Origin of the sequence: Roseibium sediminis (genome assembly GCF_008711325.1) — a bacterium.
In the GTDB taxonomy this organism is placed as follows: domain Bacteria; phylum Pseudomonadota; class Alphaproteobacteria; order Rhizobiales; family Stappiaceae; genus Roseibium; species Roseibium sediminis.
The window spans coordinates 58,807-76,020 of the sequence record NZ_VXDB01000011.1 but is presented as its reverse complement, the minus strand read 5'-3'; the positions used below and the strand labels follow the sequence as shown (position 1 = coordinate 76,020).

Below are 17,214 nucleotides of genomic sequence, written 5' to 3'. Positions count from 1 at the left end.
CTTAGTTTGTTGGTCGGTATGCAGCCCCCCAGGGAAACCGTCCGACCTTGATCGACTTCAGGGCAACGCGCTCAGCCACATCGACCACCGTGACATCCCCGGAGACGCCATTGGTCGTGAAAAGCAGGCTCTCGTCGCCATTGAAAGCCAGATGCCAGACCCGCCGTCCTACGAGAATGTAATCAAGGACTTCGTAGGTTTTCTGGTCCACGACGGCGACGTGATTTGAGGGCCCTAACGCGACGAAAACGTATTTTCCATTACGGGTCATTTCAAAACCAACCGGCTGGATCTGGTCCTGATGCACACCCTGGATCTTGAAGGTTATCTTTGCCTTCTCGCTCTGAGAGGCAACGTCAAAGACCGTTATGGTTCCGCCGATCTCCGCGCTGACCCAAAGCTCCGCCCCATCCTGCGTGAATTCAGCATGGCGCGGGCGCTGATCCACCAATGTGTTGGCAAAAAGCTGCTGGGATTCGGTGTCGATCCAGTGCGCCATATTGGTCGTCTCGGAGGTGGTGATGGCAATCTTGCCATCCGGCGACACCGCCATCCCCTCCGGCTCGATGCCAACATCGATCTGGGCAATTACCCGCCGGGTTTCGGTGTCCACGACAGTCGTGATCGCATCATCTTCATTGGCGATATAGAGATACCGATTGTCCGGATGAAGGACAAATTGTTCAGGATCTTCTCCGGAAGGGAGATCATGCAGCACCCTGCCCGTATCCGGATCGATGACCTGAACGGTGTCGCTGTCCGACGCGCAGAGATAAAGCAGCGAGTAATCCTTCGAGAATGTGATCCCGCGAGGCCGCTCCCCGACTTCCAGTGTGCGGACGACTTCCATTGTTTCGATATCTATGACGCTGATCGTGTCATCCTTTTCGTTGGAGACCCAGATTTCATCCGCCAAGGCCGGCACTTGGAACGCCAGCAGCACCAAACCTGCCATGATGGGGAAAGCGCGCATGAACTAACCTTCAAATGCCGTGCAGCCCGATTCTGCCTGATCAATTCCAAGCGTATCGAGATCATTGCGTTGATGTAGAAACCCTTCCATGGGTGCCATTGCCACAAGAGCCCGCGGATGAGTGATCGGTATGGGCTGGCGGAGCTGACCGTTCCAGCGACGATAGGTCAGCGGACGCCCCTTGAAGCCGGCGAGTTCGAATTTTTCGGAAAAGATATAATCGCGCACGACACCCTTGTTCGAGCTCCCAGTGCGCGTAACCGCCTCGCCGATTGTCCGCACCGCAGCCCAGGCGGCAAAGTCTATTGGCTGCATGGACCTGCCAGCGGCCTTTTCAAACCGGCTTTGCAGTTGCGCCGCGCCCCATTGCTCAACTGTCCGGTCCCAGGCGGAGGGAACCAGACCTTCGGTTCCCGCGACAGGCCGTGCCAGCCATGTGTTATAGGCGACATATCTGCCAAAATCGCCTGGTTCGTCGGCAATGACGACCAGGTGATGATCGCCGAAGTTCTGGGTGAACAAAGGCACTTCCTGCGCCGCGTTCCGCCGCATGTCGGCATCGAATTCCCAGATCTTCTTCGCCAGGATGCGGATGCCAAATTTTCGTGCAGAGGTCTCAAGCGCATTTGCATAGGCAACATCGCCCGGATGCACACCAGACAGCAGCACCCAGACAATCCATTTTTTCTTCAACGAAAATTGCGCCAGCGCATCAGTCAGCATGCTGCGCGATGGCAAGGTGTGCAGCAGGTTGGACCGGCAACTCTTGTTGCGCAGCTCATTGTCCGGCGCGCCCGCGTTGAGCAAAATGGCACCTTGCGCTTCCGGCAGGTCCGCCACTTTCAGCAGATCCTCAGCCGGAGCCTTGAGCACGAGATATGGCGAGAGTTTCAAAAGCTCCCGTGCGGCGGTTAGAAACCCCTCTTCCGTCTCTTCGATCCGGCTTTCCAGCAGATAGGTCTGGTTTAAAAACCGCCCTGTGGTCTCGTTATCCGACAACCCGACCTGTGCTCCGGCAAGGCCGAGGTCTCCCGGTATCGGATCGAGATTTGAAAGCACCGGTGGCGGCGGCACCACCTTCTCCAGATAGCCGATTGTCGTGTGAACATCCGCTTCGGCCGAAAGGACCGGGAACAGCCAAGTTGCTATCAGGCAGACCATCAGCAATCTGCGCATGAACCAGCCCCTCCCAAGGCCGCAGGAACGCGAATTCATGTGACGTATATGTTGTAAGGCAATGTAACTGCGCCGATTTCATTTGCGCAACACGTTCTCCTTTGTCCCTTGGTACAATAGCGCAACGGTATTTCTTCCGATTATTCCTAGTTTCAAGAACTCGGGAGGAGTGGATCGATGTTTTCACGCAATGCCGTGCTATGCGCACTTGCGGCAACTGCTGCTGGCCTTTTTGTTGTTGCCCAATCTGTTTCCGTTGAGGCGCATGGAGATGTTGCCCCACAGGCCGTCGATACATCAGGCCTGCCTGCACTTGGCGAAGAATGGCTTGAAGAAAACCCTTGGCGGAACCCGGACAGTGAGTTTTGGGCGACGGCCGTCAAGATCGGCGCATCCGGCTACAATCAGAATTGCGCCCGCTGCCACGGTCTTGAAGTGATCTCCGGCGGCCTTGCCCCTGATCTTCGTTATCTGGAAGCAGATGATGCCGGTGACGAATGGTTCATGGAGCGCTTCCAGCACGGCTATACCCAAAACGGGATCACCAAGATGCCAGCCTTCGGAGAGCTGCTTGGACAGGAAGCTGCCTGGGCCATTCGAACCTATGTGGAAACGCGTCCGGACGACGGTGCGATTGACGCCCATGCCGAGCGTCTCAAGGAAATTCGGGACGAACTCAAGGCCTTGCTATCCCAAGGTAAAGGCACCTCGGATGCGGCTGACGAAATTGCCGGTCTGAAGTCGGAAATGGAAAGCATAGCGGTAGAAGTCGAAACGGGCTCCGGTGCACCGCGAGCAGATTCCGTTGCCTCGCGGGCGGTCTTTGCCCTCGACGGGTCCGATGGCAGTCTGAAGAATGCCGCTGAAGTCCTGACAATCGGATTGTCTGCAGCCGAGTAAAAGCCAATGCGCACAGCAGCCGCAGCCATTCTGGCTTTTCTGGTTACAGTCGCCGCCGGTCCCATCACCGGCGGCACCGCTCACGCGCAGAATTGCGACAGCATCAAGTCTGGCTTGAATGCCAACCACAAGCCCCAGAATGTCGCACGAGATATTGTCGGACAGGATCTCGATACGATCATCGAACGGGGTTTCATCCAGATTGCGGTTTACGAGGATTTCCCGCCGTTTTCATACAGGAAAAACGGCGAACTTGCGGGCGTTGACGTTGATCTGGGAAAGCTGATCGCCAGCGAGTTGGGTGTTGAGGCGCGCTTCATCGAAACCGCAGCAGACGAAAATGTCGATGGAGACCTGCGCAACAATATCTGGCGCGGCAAGCTGATCGGCGGGCAGATAGCCAATGTGATGCTTCATGTTCCCTATGATCGGGAACTGGCCTGCCGGAATGAAATGGTCGTCCTCAAAGGCCAGTATTTCAACGAGCAGATGGCCATTGCCTACAAACCGGCGACCTATCCGGAAGAGCCGCCGGTCCCGGCCTATTTTCGCTTCGATACGGTTGGCGTTGAAAACGATACACTCGCCGATTTCTATCTTGGGTCCTTTGCAGGCGGACAAATGCGCAAGAACGTGCGCCGATATCCAAGCCCTGCGGACGCCATGAACGCGCTGGCAGCCGGAGAGGTCATGGCAGTGATGGGCCCCTTGTCCCAGCTTGAGCACAGCCTAGCTGATGACATGGTCGTTCATGCGCCGCCCTACCCCGGCCTCGCCAAATCGCGCTGGACATTGGGCGTTGCGGTTCGACACAATTGGAGGCCGCTGTCCTATGCAATTGATGATGCTGTCCGCTCGGCAGTTGCCGATGGCAGGTTGGCGAGCATCTTCAAGGCCCACGGACTGACCTACACGAAACCCGAATGGTAGGACGCGACATGAGAATAACCACTGGACTTCTCACGGCTTTCTTCGCCACTCAGGCCTACGCCCTAGATGCGCCCAAGGTGGAGTTGACCGACCCGCTCGACACCGGAATGTGGTCCTATCACCAGATTAATATTCTCGGAAATCCTGACAAGATCCGTTTTGATGAGCGTGTTGTGGTCAAGGCGCCGGTTGCTGCGGAAGACAGTTTCAACGTTCCCGTCCTCGTTGATGCCACTGCTCTCGAAGATGTGAAGCAGATGGTGTTTCTTGTCGACTACGGCCCCATTCCCAAAATCCTGACCTATTGGCCGCAGAAGGCGGAACCGAAACTGTCCTTCCGTTTCAAGATTGATCAGGCGACCCCTGTACGTGCAGCGGTTCAGACCGGCGATGGCGAGTGGCATGTGGGTTCCACTGTGATTGATGCTGCAGGCGGCGGCTGCTCCGCACCCGCAGTTGCCTATGCTGCGGATGACTGGGAAGAACACCTTGGAGAAGTCCGCGGACGTGTCTGGCCGGAAAAAGGCCGCGTTCGCATGATTGTCGACCATCCCATGGACACCGGTCTCGCCGATGGAATTCCGGTTTTCATCATTGAACAGTTACAGCTCGCAGACAACCTGTCAGGGGAGTCGCTCGCCCGACTGGAGCTTCACGAACCGGTCAATGAGGACCCTGCATTCACCCTCTATTTCGGCAGCAATGGCGTCGGGAACGAAGTGCAGGTCACAGGGCGCGACAACAATGGCAACGAAATCGATGCCGTTCTCAGCGCGGCAGCGGTTCAATGACCGACCTCACGAAACGCCAGTTCCTTGGCGCCGTCGGCAGCACTGCCGTAATTGCAGCCCTTCCCAAGTCGGTGTTTGCCGCCCCCCTCAGCTATGACCTTGCACCGGTGCAGGTTGCAGACGGCATCTGGATGATCGAAGGCCGAACAGAATATTTTTCAGCCGAAAACGGCGGCGCTATCGTCAACTGCGCGCTCATCGAAACTGAAGCGGGAATTGTGCTTGTCGACACGGGACCGTCACGCAAATACGGTGAGGCCCTGCTGGATGTGGCACGTGGGCTCAATGGGCGTGGTGTTGCGGGGGTCATGATCACCCACCACCACCCGGATCATTTCTTCGGCAATCAGGTCTTTTCCGACAAGCCGATCCACGCGCTACCAGAAACCAGAGCCCTCGCCGAGAGCCAGGGCGACGGGTTTGCTGACAACATGTACAGGCTGCTCGGTGACTGGATGCGCGGAACCGAGCCTGCTCCGCCCAATACCGACGTTTCCAGCAGTGTCATATCCATTGGCGGCCGGTCCTTTGAAACGCTTCCGCTGTCAGGACACACTGGCGCTGATCTCGCCATACTGGATCAAAAGACAGGTCTCCTGATTGCCGGGGACCTGGCATTCTTGAACCGCGCCCCGACCACACCGCATGCTGACCTGCCGACGTGGCGTGCAGCGCTTGACGTGCTGACGGAGAAAAACGCCTCGGCGATCCTGCCTGGCCATGGTCCGCTGGATACGTCCGGGGCCTCACTCGCGCAGACACGGGATTATCTGGACTGGCTTGAGGCAACGCTAAAGCAGGCCGCTTTGGACGGACTGGACATGGTGGAGATCATGGACGAGCCACTGCCGGATCGCTTTGCGGGCATGGGAGCCATGCCGCAGGAGTTTCACCGGTCCATCGCGCATCTCTATCCCCAGATCGAACGGGATTCGATGCCACTTGGTCAGTGATCGGCTCGGCGCCGGACCGGCATCATCTCAGGCGCCGGGAATTTTCAGAGACGCAAAATCCAGCATGATGTGTTGCTGATAAGCCTTACGATCCGAAAGGGCCGCGTAATAATCGTCCAGAGCCGGAAGGTCAGCCCGTTCGAAGTCCATGCCGTAGTATCGGAACAACAAGCAGCCGAATTGATAGTCGGCCAGATTGGGCGCGTCTCCGCCGAAAAGGTTGCCCTTTGTCTGATTGGCAAAGGCTGTCATGGCGACCTTGAGAGCCGCCGCAGCAGAGGCAATTGCCGCGTGGTTCCGGTCTTCCTTCGTGGTCCGGTACAGCTGCCAGAAGATCACCGGCAGGAGATGCGGATAAACATGTGACCGGCACATGTCGCCCCATCGTTCGATCTGCGCTGCGGCCATGGGGTCGGTTGGATGATTGCCGTACTTGCGCATGATGTACCGAAGGATCGCTGCGCTTTCGGACAAGGATTGTCCGGCGTCGGTCAGCGTCGGTACGAGGCCCATTGGGTTCATGGCCCGATACTCGGGCGTATCGGTCCCGCCAAACGGACCGCCAACATCAAGTCGCTCAAAGGGCACCCCAAGTTCGGCGAGGCACCATACGACCGGCTGAACATTGACGGAATTGGCTCGCCCGTGAACGATCAACATGAAACCCACACTCCTTGCTTTCGCCGTATCCGAATCTGGATACGCCTTTTTCCTGCAACTCTCCTGATTTCAATCACAGCGAGGCAGTAGAATGAAAGCACGAAATTGTGAGTTCGGTTGCAGGTCACTCCATGCCCGCGCAAATGCGCAATGCCCGCATGGTTTTCCCCTTTTAAAATGTCAAACCGGTACCGGTGTTACTCTCCTGAGACATGAAGGTGATGAGATCTTCTCCCGGGATTGGTTTGGAATAAAGGTATCCCTGCAGATAGTCGCATCCCAGATCCCGGAGAATATTTCTTTGAGGCAAAGTCTCTACGCCCTCTGCTGTTACTTCCAGACCCAAAGCCTGCGCCACAGCGAGGATTGACCGGACGACGGCAAGCGCATCTTCATCCTGATCCATGTGCATGATGAATTCCCGGTCGACCTTGATTCCGTCGACTGGCAGTTTGCGAAGGTAGCTGAAGGAGGAATAGCCGGTTCCAAAATCATCTATGACAACCTTGCCGCCATTGTCCCGAATCCAGGTCAGGAAGGAGATGATCTCCTGATCATTGTTGACGAAGATTCCTTCCGTCACTTCAAATATCAGGCGATCCATGGATGTGCCGGAATGCTCCAGCGCTCGCTCGACATCCGCATAGATCCGTGAGGATTGAACCTGCTTCGGCGACAGATTGAGATTAAGATGAACACTAGGCGGCAAGGTCGGCAGAGCGCTGAATTCGGAAACCGCGTTTTGGATCATCCATCCTCCAACATCGATGATCATGCCGCTGGCTTCGGCTGCCTCGATCATGCGCTGTGTGTTCAGGAAGTCACCGCCTGAGGTGCGAAATCGCATGAGCGCTTCGCATGAATAAACCAGACCGGTCCCCGCCTCGATGATCGGCTGATAGTGCACGAGAAACTGCGTCTTTCCGGCAGTCCCGGTCAAAAGCGATGTCAGGCGCAGTCGCTCAAACGCATTTTCCTGCATCGACGGAGTGAAAACTGCGTAATTGGCCGAACCCCGTTGCCTCAGGTCATTCAACGCTATCGATGCATAACGGGCGAGTTGTTCAGGGTCATGGCCATGATCACCGGAATTGGCGATCCCCATGCGCATTCGAATGTTGAATACGCTATCCCCGACGGCGATGGGTTCATCGAACAAGGTTTCGAGCAAATCGACAAGATCGGGCAGTCGGCCTGCTCCGACGTGATCCAACAGCAGAATGAATTCATCGACTTCCTTGCGTGCGATCACGAATGCGGTTGGAAAACCGCTACGCAGCCGCATGCCGACTTTCTTGAGAAAATCGCCAGCCTGTTCTTCACCAATACCGTGCTCAATCATCCGATAACGATGAATATCGAGCAGGACGACTGTCATCGGCCGCCCGGTTCCTGCCAGACGACGGAACCGTTCCGTAAAGCCGGCATAGCTGCTGAGACCCGTGACCCGGTCTTCGAAGGCAAGGCGATGAATATGTTCCAAAAGCGTGGTTTTCTCGAAACCCAGACTGGCGTTGAGGATAAATATGTTCAGCACTTCCTCGCCTAGCAAACGCTCCAGAACCGCATAGGGAAGCCCGACGTAAATGGCTGCCCTCAATCCGGCACGCGAACGCAGGGCCAGACAAGTACCGAAAGGCTGGATCTGGTTTTCCCCGGAGGTGATGCACTGGTAGATCGGGGTGCGAATATCATTCGATGTGACCGCATCCAGCGTCCGGCCCACAAAACTCATGTACACACCGCCTGCTGCAAGAACCTTGACCGTGTTCGCTCGGATGTCAGATATCTCGACATCACGCTCTGCGGCACAAACAAGTCCTTCCGGAGCCACTCCGATCAAATTTGCGATTTGATCAAGAAGCGTGGACCCGAATTGCAGCAGATCGTCCTTTTCGATCAACTCGTAGAAGTGATCGTTGAGTTTTTTCAGGTTTTTCCGATTGGTCTCCAGCGACATGAGCAACTTGTAGCCCCTGAGGGCCGTGATGATCGCCGAAAGCAGCTTGGAGCGTGTGAGCTCCGCCTTTTCCTTGTAACCGTCAATTTCATAGCGCTCGATTACATCCATGCGCGGCGCGTAACCGGGTTGACCAGTCCTCATGATCAATCGGATGAAGGAGTTGCCGAGGGTGCTGCGAACCCATTTGACCAGATCGAGGCCTGCCGTGTGTGTGTCCATGACAACGTCAATCAGGGCGACAGCTATATCGTCGTTTTTCTCGAGGATTTCTTTCGCCTCTTCCACGGATTGAGCGTGATAGAGCCTCAGGAGACGATTATCCTGCCGACAACCAGCCAGGGCTATCCGTGTCGTCTCATGCACATCCTCATCATCATCCACGACAAGGACCTTCCACGGCTGGAGGGAAATCGTATTTGGCTTCGAGTTGTTTGAGGCCAGGAAATCCATGGGCATGATGATACTCCGTTCTATGCCGCACTGCGGGCCGAGCGGAGAGAGGCGGGAATGACGACGGTTATCGACGTTCCCTCCCCGACTTCGGACGCTACTAAAATCTGGCCGCCAAGGACGTCCGTGACGAGCCGGTACACAATTGCCATTCCCAATCCCGATCCGCCCTTGCCGAGCTTTGTGGTGAAGAATGGCTCATAAAGACGCTTGAGATTGCCATCCGAGATACCGCAGCCGGTATCGGAACATTCGATGGATATTGAACCATCATGTTTGCGCCGCGAGGCAACAAGTACCTCTCCGGCATCCCGCCCCTCATATCCATGTTTGACGGCATTCTCGACAAGATTGGTGACGATCTGGCTTATGGCACCAGGGTAGCTGTCAATGACCGCATCCGCCTCCAGATCGAGACGAACCATATAAGGCGTCGCCCTCAACGACGGCTGAACCGTTGCAATTGTCTCGCTGATTATGTGATCGATATTGAACTCGCGGCGTTTTTCGCTCTGGCGGTCGACGGCAACCTGCCTGAAATTCTGAACCAGTTCGCGAGCCCGAGCCAAGGTCTTCTCAATCACATTGGCGCATTCGGCAATTCGCTCGAGCTGCTCTTCAAGCTGTTCCTTCGTCAGGACTTCCAGTTTGAGATCCTGTCTGAGAAGTGAACTTGCTTCCGAAATCGTCGTCGCCGCCATCAAACCATTGCCGAGCGGCGTGTTGAGCTCGTGCGACACTCCGGCAACAAGCGAACCGAGAGCTGCAAGATTGTCGGCCTGAATCAGTTCGTCCTGAACACGTTTGAGCTGTTCGGTGCGCTTCTCGACCAGATCCTCCAGGTTCTGCTGATAGGCCTGTATCTGCTTCAGGTCCGCATGGCGCTTCTTGACCATGCCCTGCAGGGAATTGGCCAATACAGCCAGCTCATCATCGCGGTCGGGGAGCAAATCGACTTCGGGGGGATTGTCGATCAATCCGGGCGTGTTGAGATAGCTGACGATGGACGTCAGAGGTATCCCGATGAGGCGGTCGAAAATGATCTGCAGGATGACCGCGAGGAAAAAGAGGTAAAAAACAATACTGACGATTGTGGAGACGACGACTGATGTGACCTGCTCCCTGATCTCATCGCGGTCAATGATGAAGTGGACCGTACCGATCTTTCCACCGGACGAATACTGGATCGGGCTCAGCAAGTCGTATGTGATTGCGTCCTGCGTGCCGATTTTCGACGGCTTTCCATAGGTGCCGGTATCAGGAGTTTCGACCCAGACGTTGCGAACGACTTCCAGGCTGAGCAAACCCTCGACGATCTGTTCCGCCGATGCCTCGTTGATGGACCAGACCGCCCGTTCCAACGGCTCCTTGGATGCCTGAAACAGGGTTTCCGTGGTGGTGATCGCGCGGTTCATTTCCCGCTGCCACAGAAACTGCGAAAGGCCGCCGATGAACATGACGCTCAGGACAGCAAAAGACCCGAGGGTGTATAAAATAAACGTACGCGACAAGCCGGTCTTCGGCTTGGAAGGAAAATCCTCCTCCCGACGCGATTGATTTGTGTTCATTCACAAACACTCGCCATACATAATTTTGGTCCGGAGGAAAGCTGCGGAAAATCAGAACATCAATCGGGTCCGGCCATTTTCGTGCCCCCCGGATTACGCCGCCCACCTCGACATGATTTTGGCCAGCCTGCACTTACGGCATTCTATCGGCAATATTGTGATTATTACTGATTGCATTGCTTCTGTCGAAGCACAAGTGCCCCCTTACGAGCAAATCCGAGATCCCCGTGAAATCATCCAGCCAATTTTGTCCTTTTTTTCTGCTACTTACAGGACTTTTATCCGAACTCGACTTTCCTAGAGTTAGCATGCTCAGTCTGAAAAGGATGCCTTCATCAAAAGAATAATTCCTTGAATAATTTCAAAAGCATAAACCTGTTTCTAAGGTGCGTTATGAAATTACACACGCCAAGATTGTATTGCAATGTCGTAGATTCGGATGCGAACTTTCTTTAGGTAAATACACTGACCATTCTGCTCGGCAAATTGCACCACAGAGTTCACAAATAGAAAACCGGCCCACCCTATCGGGAGAACCGGTTTTGACGCTGCAGCGATGGTCACTAAAGATCAGTACTGGCGAAACAGCGCCACCAATTTTCCCTGAACCCTTACACGTCCGGGACCAAATATCCGGGTTTCATAGGCCGGGTTCGCCGCCTCGAGTGCAATCGACGCACCTTTCTTGCGCAAGCGCTTCAAAGTCGCTTCCTCGTCATCAACAAGAGCCACCACGATGTCGCCACTGTCAGCAGAATCGGACCGGCGGATCAACACCGTATCCCCGTCTAGAATCCCCGCTTCGATCATGGAGTCACCGCGCACTTCAAGAGCATAATGCTCGCCCTTGCCCACCAGTTCCGGCGGCACGCTGATTGTGTGACTGTGGGTCTGGATCGCCTCGATCGGAACCCCAGCAGCAATACGTCCCATGACCGGAATTTCCATCGTGGACGGCGCGCTGATTTTCTCTGCTAGAGGTTCGGTTCTTTCGACAGGCTTGCCTAGGGAGCCTTCGATCACTTCCGGCGAGAAGCTTCCCCTTGGCCGTGGTGCGCCGAGGCCAGGTGATATCGAATCGGGCAATTTGACCACTTCCATGGCTCTGGCACGGTTCGGCAAGCGGCGAATAAAGCCTCGCTCCTCAAGAGCCGTAATCAGACGGTGGATGCCAGATTTCGAGCGGAGATCCAGCGCGTCCTTCATTTCATCGAACGAGGGCGGAACACCGGTTTCCTTCAGTCGTTCATGAATGAACATGAGAAGTTCATATTGCTTACGCGTCAGCATCACCGAATCTCCAGCACCACTCAACGGTACAAATCATGAACATAGAATAACTGTTCTCACTGTGTTCTACAACAGTTAAGGATTGCTTTCCGCGTTTTTTGGCGAAAATGAACAATTATGAAACAAGGAGATAGCAGCTCGCCTACTGGTGCCAAGGTCTGGGCGGGACGGATTTTGCGTTCTTCATACGTTCAACTTGTGTGCTGACGAACCCGGATTCGACCCCAGGTTCAGCGGACAGCCACAAGGAGATCGCACCCGTGAGCGTTCTGTCATTTCGCCCATAGACCCGTATGCCGCAATTTTCAGGGGCGTGATCCAGTTCGGTGAAAACAAGGTCTGCCCTTTTGCAATCTTCCAGAGTTCCTTCGAGAGTTTTGGAAAAGGCGATCAAATATGGCCTGCCTCTGGCAGCTGGTGCATAGGCTTTGATGACACAGCCTTCGTCGTCGCACCTGCGCTGGTCCTTGTTCATTTTCGGGAAGTTCGGTTCTCCGGCAGCGAGGCCCTCCTGCTGCTTCCACATGTCCGAACGCAGACTTTGGCGCGTGGTCGAGATTCTCATAAGGCCCGTTTCGTCACGCGCAGCCACAACTGTACCGCTTTCAGCGATCTGAACATCCGCAGGTCGAGCCAAAACCCAGAGCAAGACACCCAGGCCGATCGACAGCAGAGAAATGCCGCGCGTTCTACCGGGAAGAAACAGCAACAAAAACAGGCCAGAAAAGAGAGCGAGTGTCGTGAATGCCGTGGGAGGCAAAACGATGCCGCTCCCCCCATCCATGGAGGATGTGTAACGGGCGATATCAAGCAGCAGCTTGAGGCCCCATTCCATGCCCCAGACCGGTATGGACGCAAGCCCGAAAGGCATCAGCAGAAGCGTCAGCAACCCCATCGGCATCACGACCAGCGTGAAGATCGGCATGCCAAGCACGTTGCCCAACAACCCGTAGGGCGCGATCCGGCCAAAATGGTGCGCACCAATTATGCCGGTCGCCAGTCCAGCGATGAGCGATGTCACGAGAAGGCCACCCAACCATTTTGCGATTGTTCCTATCCATCGAGGCAAACCTTGTCCAAGGCGCTGACCTGCCGACCCGATGAGCGAAGCTGAACTGCCAATATTTCGAAGGCTCTCATAGGCTGCGACAAGGCAGAGAACGGCAGCAAATGACATTTGAAAGCCCGGATGAAACAGGCTTTCCGGTGCCATCAGAAGCAGAACCAGTCCGGCAAGCGCAACACTTCTGAGCGTCAGCCCCCTGCGTCCTGCCAGAATTCCTAGAAAAACCAGCATGATCATCACATAGGATCTCTGCGTTGCCACCGAGGCACCAGAGAGCAGCAGGTAAAGCGTCGCGGCCATCAGCGCCCCGACTGCCGCAAAGCGGTGGATCTGATAGTTCAGCGCGAGCGCAGGACTGATGGAGAGCACCAGAACAAAGGCTGCATACGCCCCTCCGGCAAAGAGCGCCATGTGAAGACCGGATATAGCCAGAATATGTGCCAGACCTGCAATGCGAAGGTCTTCTTCGGTTTCCTCCGAAATGAGGTCCCTGATCCCGACCAGCAACGCCACCATCAATGCAGTTGCGGCTTCATCCTGTCCAAGGGCTTCCAGTCGCGACCGAATGCCCCCTCTGACATCGACAAGCATTTTCCTCGCGACATGAAAGAGCGGGCGGCCTTCCTCCGCCTGAGCGACTTTCGGCTGCCCGTAGGAATAACCGCTGGCACCCAATCCGTCGAAATAGACAACAAAGGAAAAATCATAACCGCCGGGAAATACAGGACCGGCAGGAGGAAAGAGACGTGCCCGCATAGACACGAACTCGCCGACATCAACTGCACTGTCTTTGGGGACATTTACGCGAACATGGTCCGGGACCCCATTCGACAACGCGTAATCCGGACCTTTCATCCTGACAACGCTGACGACAAGACGTTTGCCGCGATGGCCTTTTGAAATCTCCGATATCCACCCTGAGAGCTGAAATGTTGCAGGAGCTGAAATGCGCGGGGCTGCGACGAACCCGGTTCGCAGATCTGCAGCGGCAGCGCCCAGCAGAAATGCAGCAACAAGCATGGCAAACCGGACCACACCTCCCTTTCGGAACTGCACAAAGGCCCACAAAGACGCGCAAAGGGCTGAAACAGGAAGAACAAAACTCGCCGGTTCTTCGGGCAGCGCGAAATAGGCCCAGATGCCGACTGCAAAGGCGATGGCAGCAAGCAGCAAGCGATTGAGGTGCAGATGATCTGTCAGGCTCTTGCCACGGGAGGGATCAGCAAAAGCAGATACCGGTTCATCGCGGGCGAGTTTACGCAGCCAGATATTCCAAGGGGCTGCCTCCGCAGGGCCAACTATTTTACTCCGGGAAAGATGGGGCTCGGAAGGACCAGCCTTCCGCAAAATACTGCCTCGGTAGAGTTCCCGTTCCTCGGTCAAATCCCCGCTGCCGCGCTGCGGGCGAAACACGCCTACTTTAGCCGGGGCCAAGCCTGTGCTAAGACCTCGCCAACCGGGCGCTCCCGCCTCCTCCCTTTCCATATTGGCAGAGACTTTCAAAAGACACCATGGCTGAAGAATTCGTCACGCGATTTGCCCCCTCACCCACCGGCTACCTGCATATCGGCGGTGCCCGCACGGCCCTGTTCAACTGGCTTCTGGCCAAGCACAATGGCGGCAAGATGCTTCTGCGCATCGAAGACACCGACAGAGCCCGGTCCACGCAAGATGCAGTAGATGCCCTCATCGATGGCCTGACATGGCTGGAACTCGACTGGGACGGCGAGCCGGTTTCCCAGTTCGGCAGGGTTGAACGCCACCGTGAAGTGGTTGACCAGATGCTCGCCTCCGGCGCGGCCTACCGCTGCTATGCGACCGCAGAAGAACTGAACCAGATGCGCGAAGAGCAGCGCGCTGCAGGCCTCCCGCCGCGCTATGATGGCCGCTGGCGTGACCGCGACCCGTCCGAGGCTCCCGATGGCGTTGCTCCGGCGATCCGACTGAAATCGCCGCTCGATGGCGAAACTGTCGTCGAGGACGAGGTTCAGGGCCGCGTTGTGTTCCCGAACAAGGATCTCGATGACCTCGTCATCATGCGCTCTGACGGTACTCCGACCTATATGCTCGCCGTTGTTGTCGATGATCACGACATGGGTGTCACCCACATTGTGCGCGGCGATGACCACCTGACGAACTCGGCAAAGCAGAAGCTGATTTATCAGTCACTCGGCTGGACCATTCCCAGCATGGCGCATATTCCGCTGATCCATGGACCGGACGGCGCGAAACTCTCCAAACGCCATGGCGCACTGGGTGCAGAAGCCTATCGCGAAATGGGATACCTGCCGGCGGCCATGCGCAATTACCTTGCCCGTCTCGGCTGGAGCCACGGGGATGAGGAAATCATGTCGACAGAGGACATGATCAAGTGGTTCGGCCTCGGTTCCGTTGGAAAGTCACCTTCCCGTTTCGATTTCAAGAAGCTTGAGAACCTCAACGGTCATTACATGCGTGCGACCGACGACGCAGAACTTCTCAAGCACTGGAAGGTCTATCTGGCCCATGTCGATGGCGGAAAACCGATTCTCGACTGGATCTTAGCCAATGAAGCAATTGCCCTTGGCGCCTTGCCGGGTTTGAAGGAGCGGGCAAAGACACTCGTGGAGTTGACGGAAAGCGCGTCCTATCTGTGGCGTCAACGTCCGCTTGATCTTGACGAGAAAGCTGAAAAAATTCTGGATGAAGATGCCAGAAATATCCTGAGAGACCTTGCCGAAATTCTCAACGGCGTGTCTGAATGGAATGCGGAGCCTCTTGAAACCGCTGTAAAGGCGTATGCGGAAAGCAAGGAGCTGAAACTGGGCAAGGTTGCACAGCCCTTGCGCGCAGCCCTGACCGGTCGGGGAACGTCCCCCGGCATTTATGATGTTCTTGTAGCGCTTGGCCGTGAGGAGTCGATTGGAAGGATATCCGATCAGGCTCGAGGCTGACGCGAGGCGTATTGGTGGCTTTGTTTTGCAAAGCCACCATTTCCGAGAAATACCCGGTTCGGCGAATGCCGAATCTGGAAAAGAGCCTTTGACGAAAGCGTTAGGCCCGCCAGCTTGCGGCACTGCGGCAAATGGGATAGGCAAGACGCAACCATTCCTCCTGCGTCGTTCGGCGTGATGCTCAGCAATACATATTTTTGCCCGAGCCATCGGCCTTCCAGACGATACAGTGAGTGCTAGAAAAGGGGGTTACCTGAATGGCCGAACAAAAAGCTGATTTCCAGGCTGGTGGGAAAAACCACACATACGAGATCAAGGACGGCACGATTGGCCCGTCTGTTGTAGACATCTCTTCGCTGTACAAGGACAGCGGGATGTTCACGTATGATCCTGGCTTCACTTCGACCGCTTCTTGCGAATCCAAGATCACATATATCGACGGTGACGAAGGCACGCTTCTTTACCGCGGTTATCCGATCGAACAGCTGGCAGACCACGGAGACTTCCTGGAGTCCTGCTACCTTCTGCTGTACGGCGAACTGCCGAACAAGATGGAAAAGGACGACTTCGTCAATCGTGTGACCTACCACACGATGATCCATGAGCAGATGAGCAAGTTTTTCTCCGGTTTCCGCCGGGATGCTCACCCGATGGCTGTCATGGTCGGTGTCGTTGGCGCGCTGTCGGCGTTCTATCACGACTCCACCGACATTGCCGATCCGCACCAGCGCATGATCGCGTCGCTTCGCATGATCGCGAAGATGCCGACAATCGCTGCGATGGCGTACAAGTACCATATCGGTCAGCCGTTCGTTTATCCGCGCAATGACCTGGATTACGCCGCAAACTTCCTGCACATGTGCTTTGCCGTGCCTTGCGAGGATTACAAGGTGAACCCGGTTCTGGCCCGCGCCATGGACCGAATCTTCATCCTCCATGCAGACCACGAGCAGAACGCGTCGACCTCCACGGTTCGCCTTGCAGGATCTTCCGGTGCGAACCCGTTCGCATGTATTGCTGCCGGCATTGCCTGCCTGTGGGGCCCTGCTCACGGCGGCGCCAACGAGGCGGCCCTCAACATGCTTTCCGAGATCGGTTCCGTTGACCGCATCCCGGAATACATTGCCCGTGCCAAGGACAAGAACGACCCGTTCCGTCTGATGGGCTTCGGTCACCGGGTCTACAAGAACTACGACCCGCGTGCGCGCATCATGCAGAAGACCACTCACGAGGTTCTCGGTGAGCTGGGCATCAAGGACGACCCGCTTCTCGACGTTGCGATGGAACTTGAGAAGATTGCGCTAAACGACGAATATTTCGTCCAAAAGAAGCTTTACCCGAACATCGACTTCTATTCGGGCATCACGCTTCGCGCACTTGGTTTCCCGACCAACATGTTCACTGTTCTGTTCGCTCTCGCCCGTACTGTTGGCTGGATCGCACAGTGGAAGGAAATGGTGGAAGACCCGTCTCAGCGCATCGGTCGCCCGCGCCAGCTGTACACCGGCTACCCCCAGCGCGACTATGTTCCGATCACTCAGCGCCGATAATAAAATCGTCA

At 55.8% G+C, this 17,214-nt stretch carries 13 protein-coding genes; 6 read left to right on the top strand and 7 right to left on the bottom strand.

The features are described 5' to 3' along the window. Window position 1 precedes the first annotated feature (1 nt). Window positions 2-973 carry a YVTN family beta-propeller repeat protein gene (locus F0155_RS12655; protein ID WP_150524885.1) on the bottom strand — a complete coding sequence of 324 codons (972 nt, stop codon included), beginning with the start codon at window positions 971-973 and terminating at the stop codon, window positions 2-4. Between the two features lie 3 nt (window positions 974-976). Continuing rightward, window positions 977-2,149: an ABC transporter substrate-binding protein gene (locus F0155_RS12650; protein WP_150524884.1), complete on the bottom strand. Its 1,173-nt coding sequence runs from the start codon at window positions 2,147-2,149 to the stop codon at window positions 977-979. 177 nt (window positions 2,150-2,326) lie between these two features. On the opposite strand from F0155_RS12650, the gene pedF reads away from it, so the two are divergent. The 4 genes from pedF to F0155_RS12630 are packed head-to-tail and all read left to right on the top strand — an operon-like array spanning window position 2,327 to window position 5,723. Next, entirely contained in the window at window positions 2,327-3,049 is a 723-nt protein-coding gene (gene pedF, locus F0155_RS12645; RefSeq protein ID WP_150524883.1) for a cytochrome c-550 PedF, read from the top strand. 6 nt (window positions 3,050-3,055) lie between these two features. Next, the gene (locus tag F0155_RS12640; protein ID WP_150524882.1) at window positions 3,056-3,979 is read left to right on the top strand and encodes a substrate-binding periplasmic protein; all 924 of its coding nucleotides are present in this window, start codon (window positions 3,056-3,058) and stop codon (window positions 3,977-3,979) included. A gap of 8 nt (window positions 3,980-3,987) precedes the next feature. Beyond that, the gene (locus tag F0155_RS12635) at window positions 3,988-4,770 is read left to right on the top strand and encodes a quinoprotein dehydrogenase-associated SoxYZ-like carrier (protein ID WP_150524881.1); all 783 of its coding nucleotides are present in this window, start codon (window positions 3,988-3,990) and stop codon (window positions 4,768-4,770) included. After that, window positions 4,767-5,723 carry a quinoprotein relay system zinc metallohydrolase 1 gene (locus tag F0155_RS12630; RefSeq protein ID WP_150524880.1) on the top strand — a complete coding sequence of 319 codons (957 nt, stop codon included), beginning with the start codon at window positions 4,767-4,769 and terminating at the stop codon, window positions 5,721-5,723. The genes F0155_RS12635 and F0155_RS12630 overlap by 4 nt, the downstream gene beginning before the upstream one ends. 27 nt (window positions 5,724-5,750) lie before the next feature. Here F0155_RS12630 and F0155_RS12625 read toward each other — a convergent pair whose 3' ends face one another. The 5 genes from F0155_RS12625 to F0155_RS12605 form a co-directional block, all read right to left on the bottom strand. After that, window positions 5,751-6,383, bottom strand: coding sequence for a glutathione S-transferase family protein (locus F0155_RS12625; protein ID WP_150524879.1), 633 nt, complete (start codon window positions 6,381-6,383; stop codon window positions 5,751-5,753). 172 nt (window positions 6,384-6,555) lie between these two features. Then, complete coding sequence (locus F0155_RS12620; protein ID WP_208999256.1) at window positions 6,556-8,802, bottom strand: two-component system response regulator; 2,247 nt, start codon at window positions 8,800-8,802, stop codon at window positions 6,556-6,558. 14 nt (window positions 8,803-8,816) lie between these two features. Then, the gene (locus F0155_RS12615) at window positions 8,817-10,307 is read right to left on the bottom strand and encodes a sensor histidine kinase (RefSeq protein WP_208999255.1); all 1,491 of its coding nucleotides are present in this window, start codon (window positions 10,305-10,307) and stop codon (window positions 8,817-8,819) included. A 627-nt stretch (window positions 10,308-10,934) separates the two neighbouring features. Beyond that, window positions 10,935-11,654, bottom strand: coding sequence for a transcriptional repressor LexA (gene lexA, locus F0155_RS12610; protein WP_150524877.1), 720 nt, complete (start codon window positions 11,652-11,654; stop codon window positions 10,935-10,937). A gap of 142 nt (window positions 11,655-11,796) precedes the next feature. After that, complete coding sequence (locus F0155_RS12605; protein ID WP_161599808.1) at window positions 11,797-14,103, bottom strand: ComEC/Rec2 family competence protein; 2,307 nt, start codon at window positions 14,101-14,103, stop codon at window positions 11,797-11,799. Between the two features lie 128 nt (window positions 14,104-14,231). Between F0155_RS12605 and gltX the strand changes: the two genes are divergently transcribed. Then, window positions 14,232-15,653, top strand: a complete 1,422-nt coding sequence (gltX, locus tag F0155_RS12600; protein WP_150524875.1) for a glutamate--tRNA ligase — start codon at window positions 14,232-14,234, stop codon at window positions 15,651-15,653. A gap of 257 nt (window positions 15,654-15,910) precedes the next feature. Continuing rightward, the gene (gltA, locus tag F0155_RS12595) at window positions 15,911-17,203 is read left to right on the top strand and encodes a citrate synthase (protein WP_150524874.1); all 1,293 of its coding nucleotides are present in this window, start codon (window positions 15,911-15,913) and stop codon (window positions 17,201-17,203) included. The last annotated feature ends 11 nt before the right edge of the window (window positions 17,204-17,214 follow it).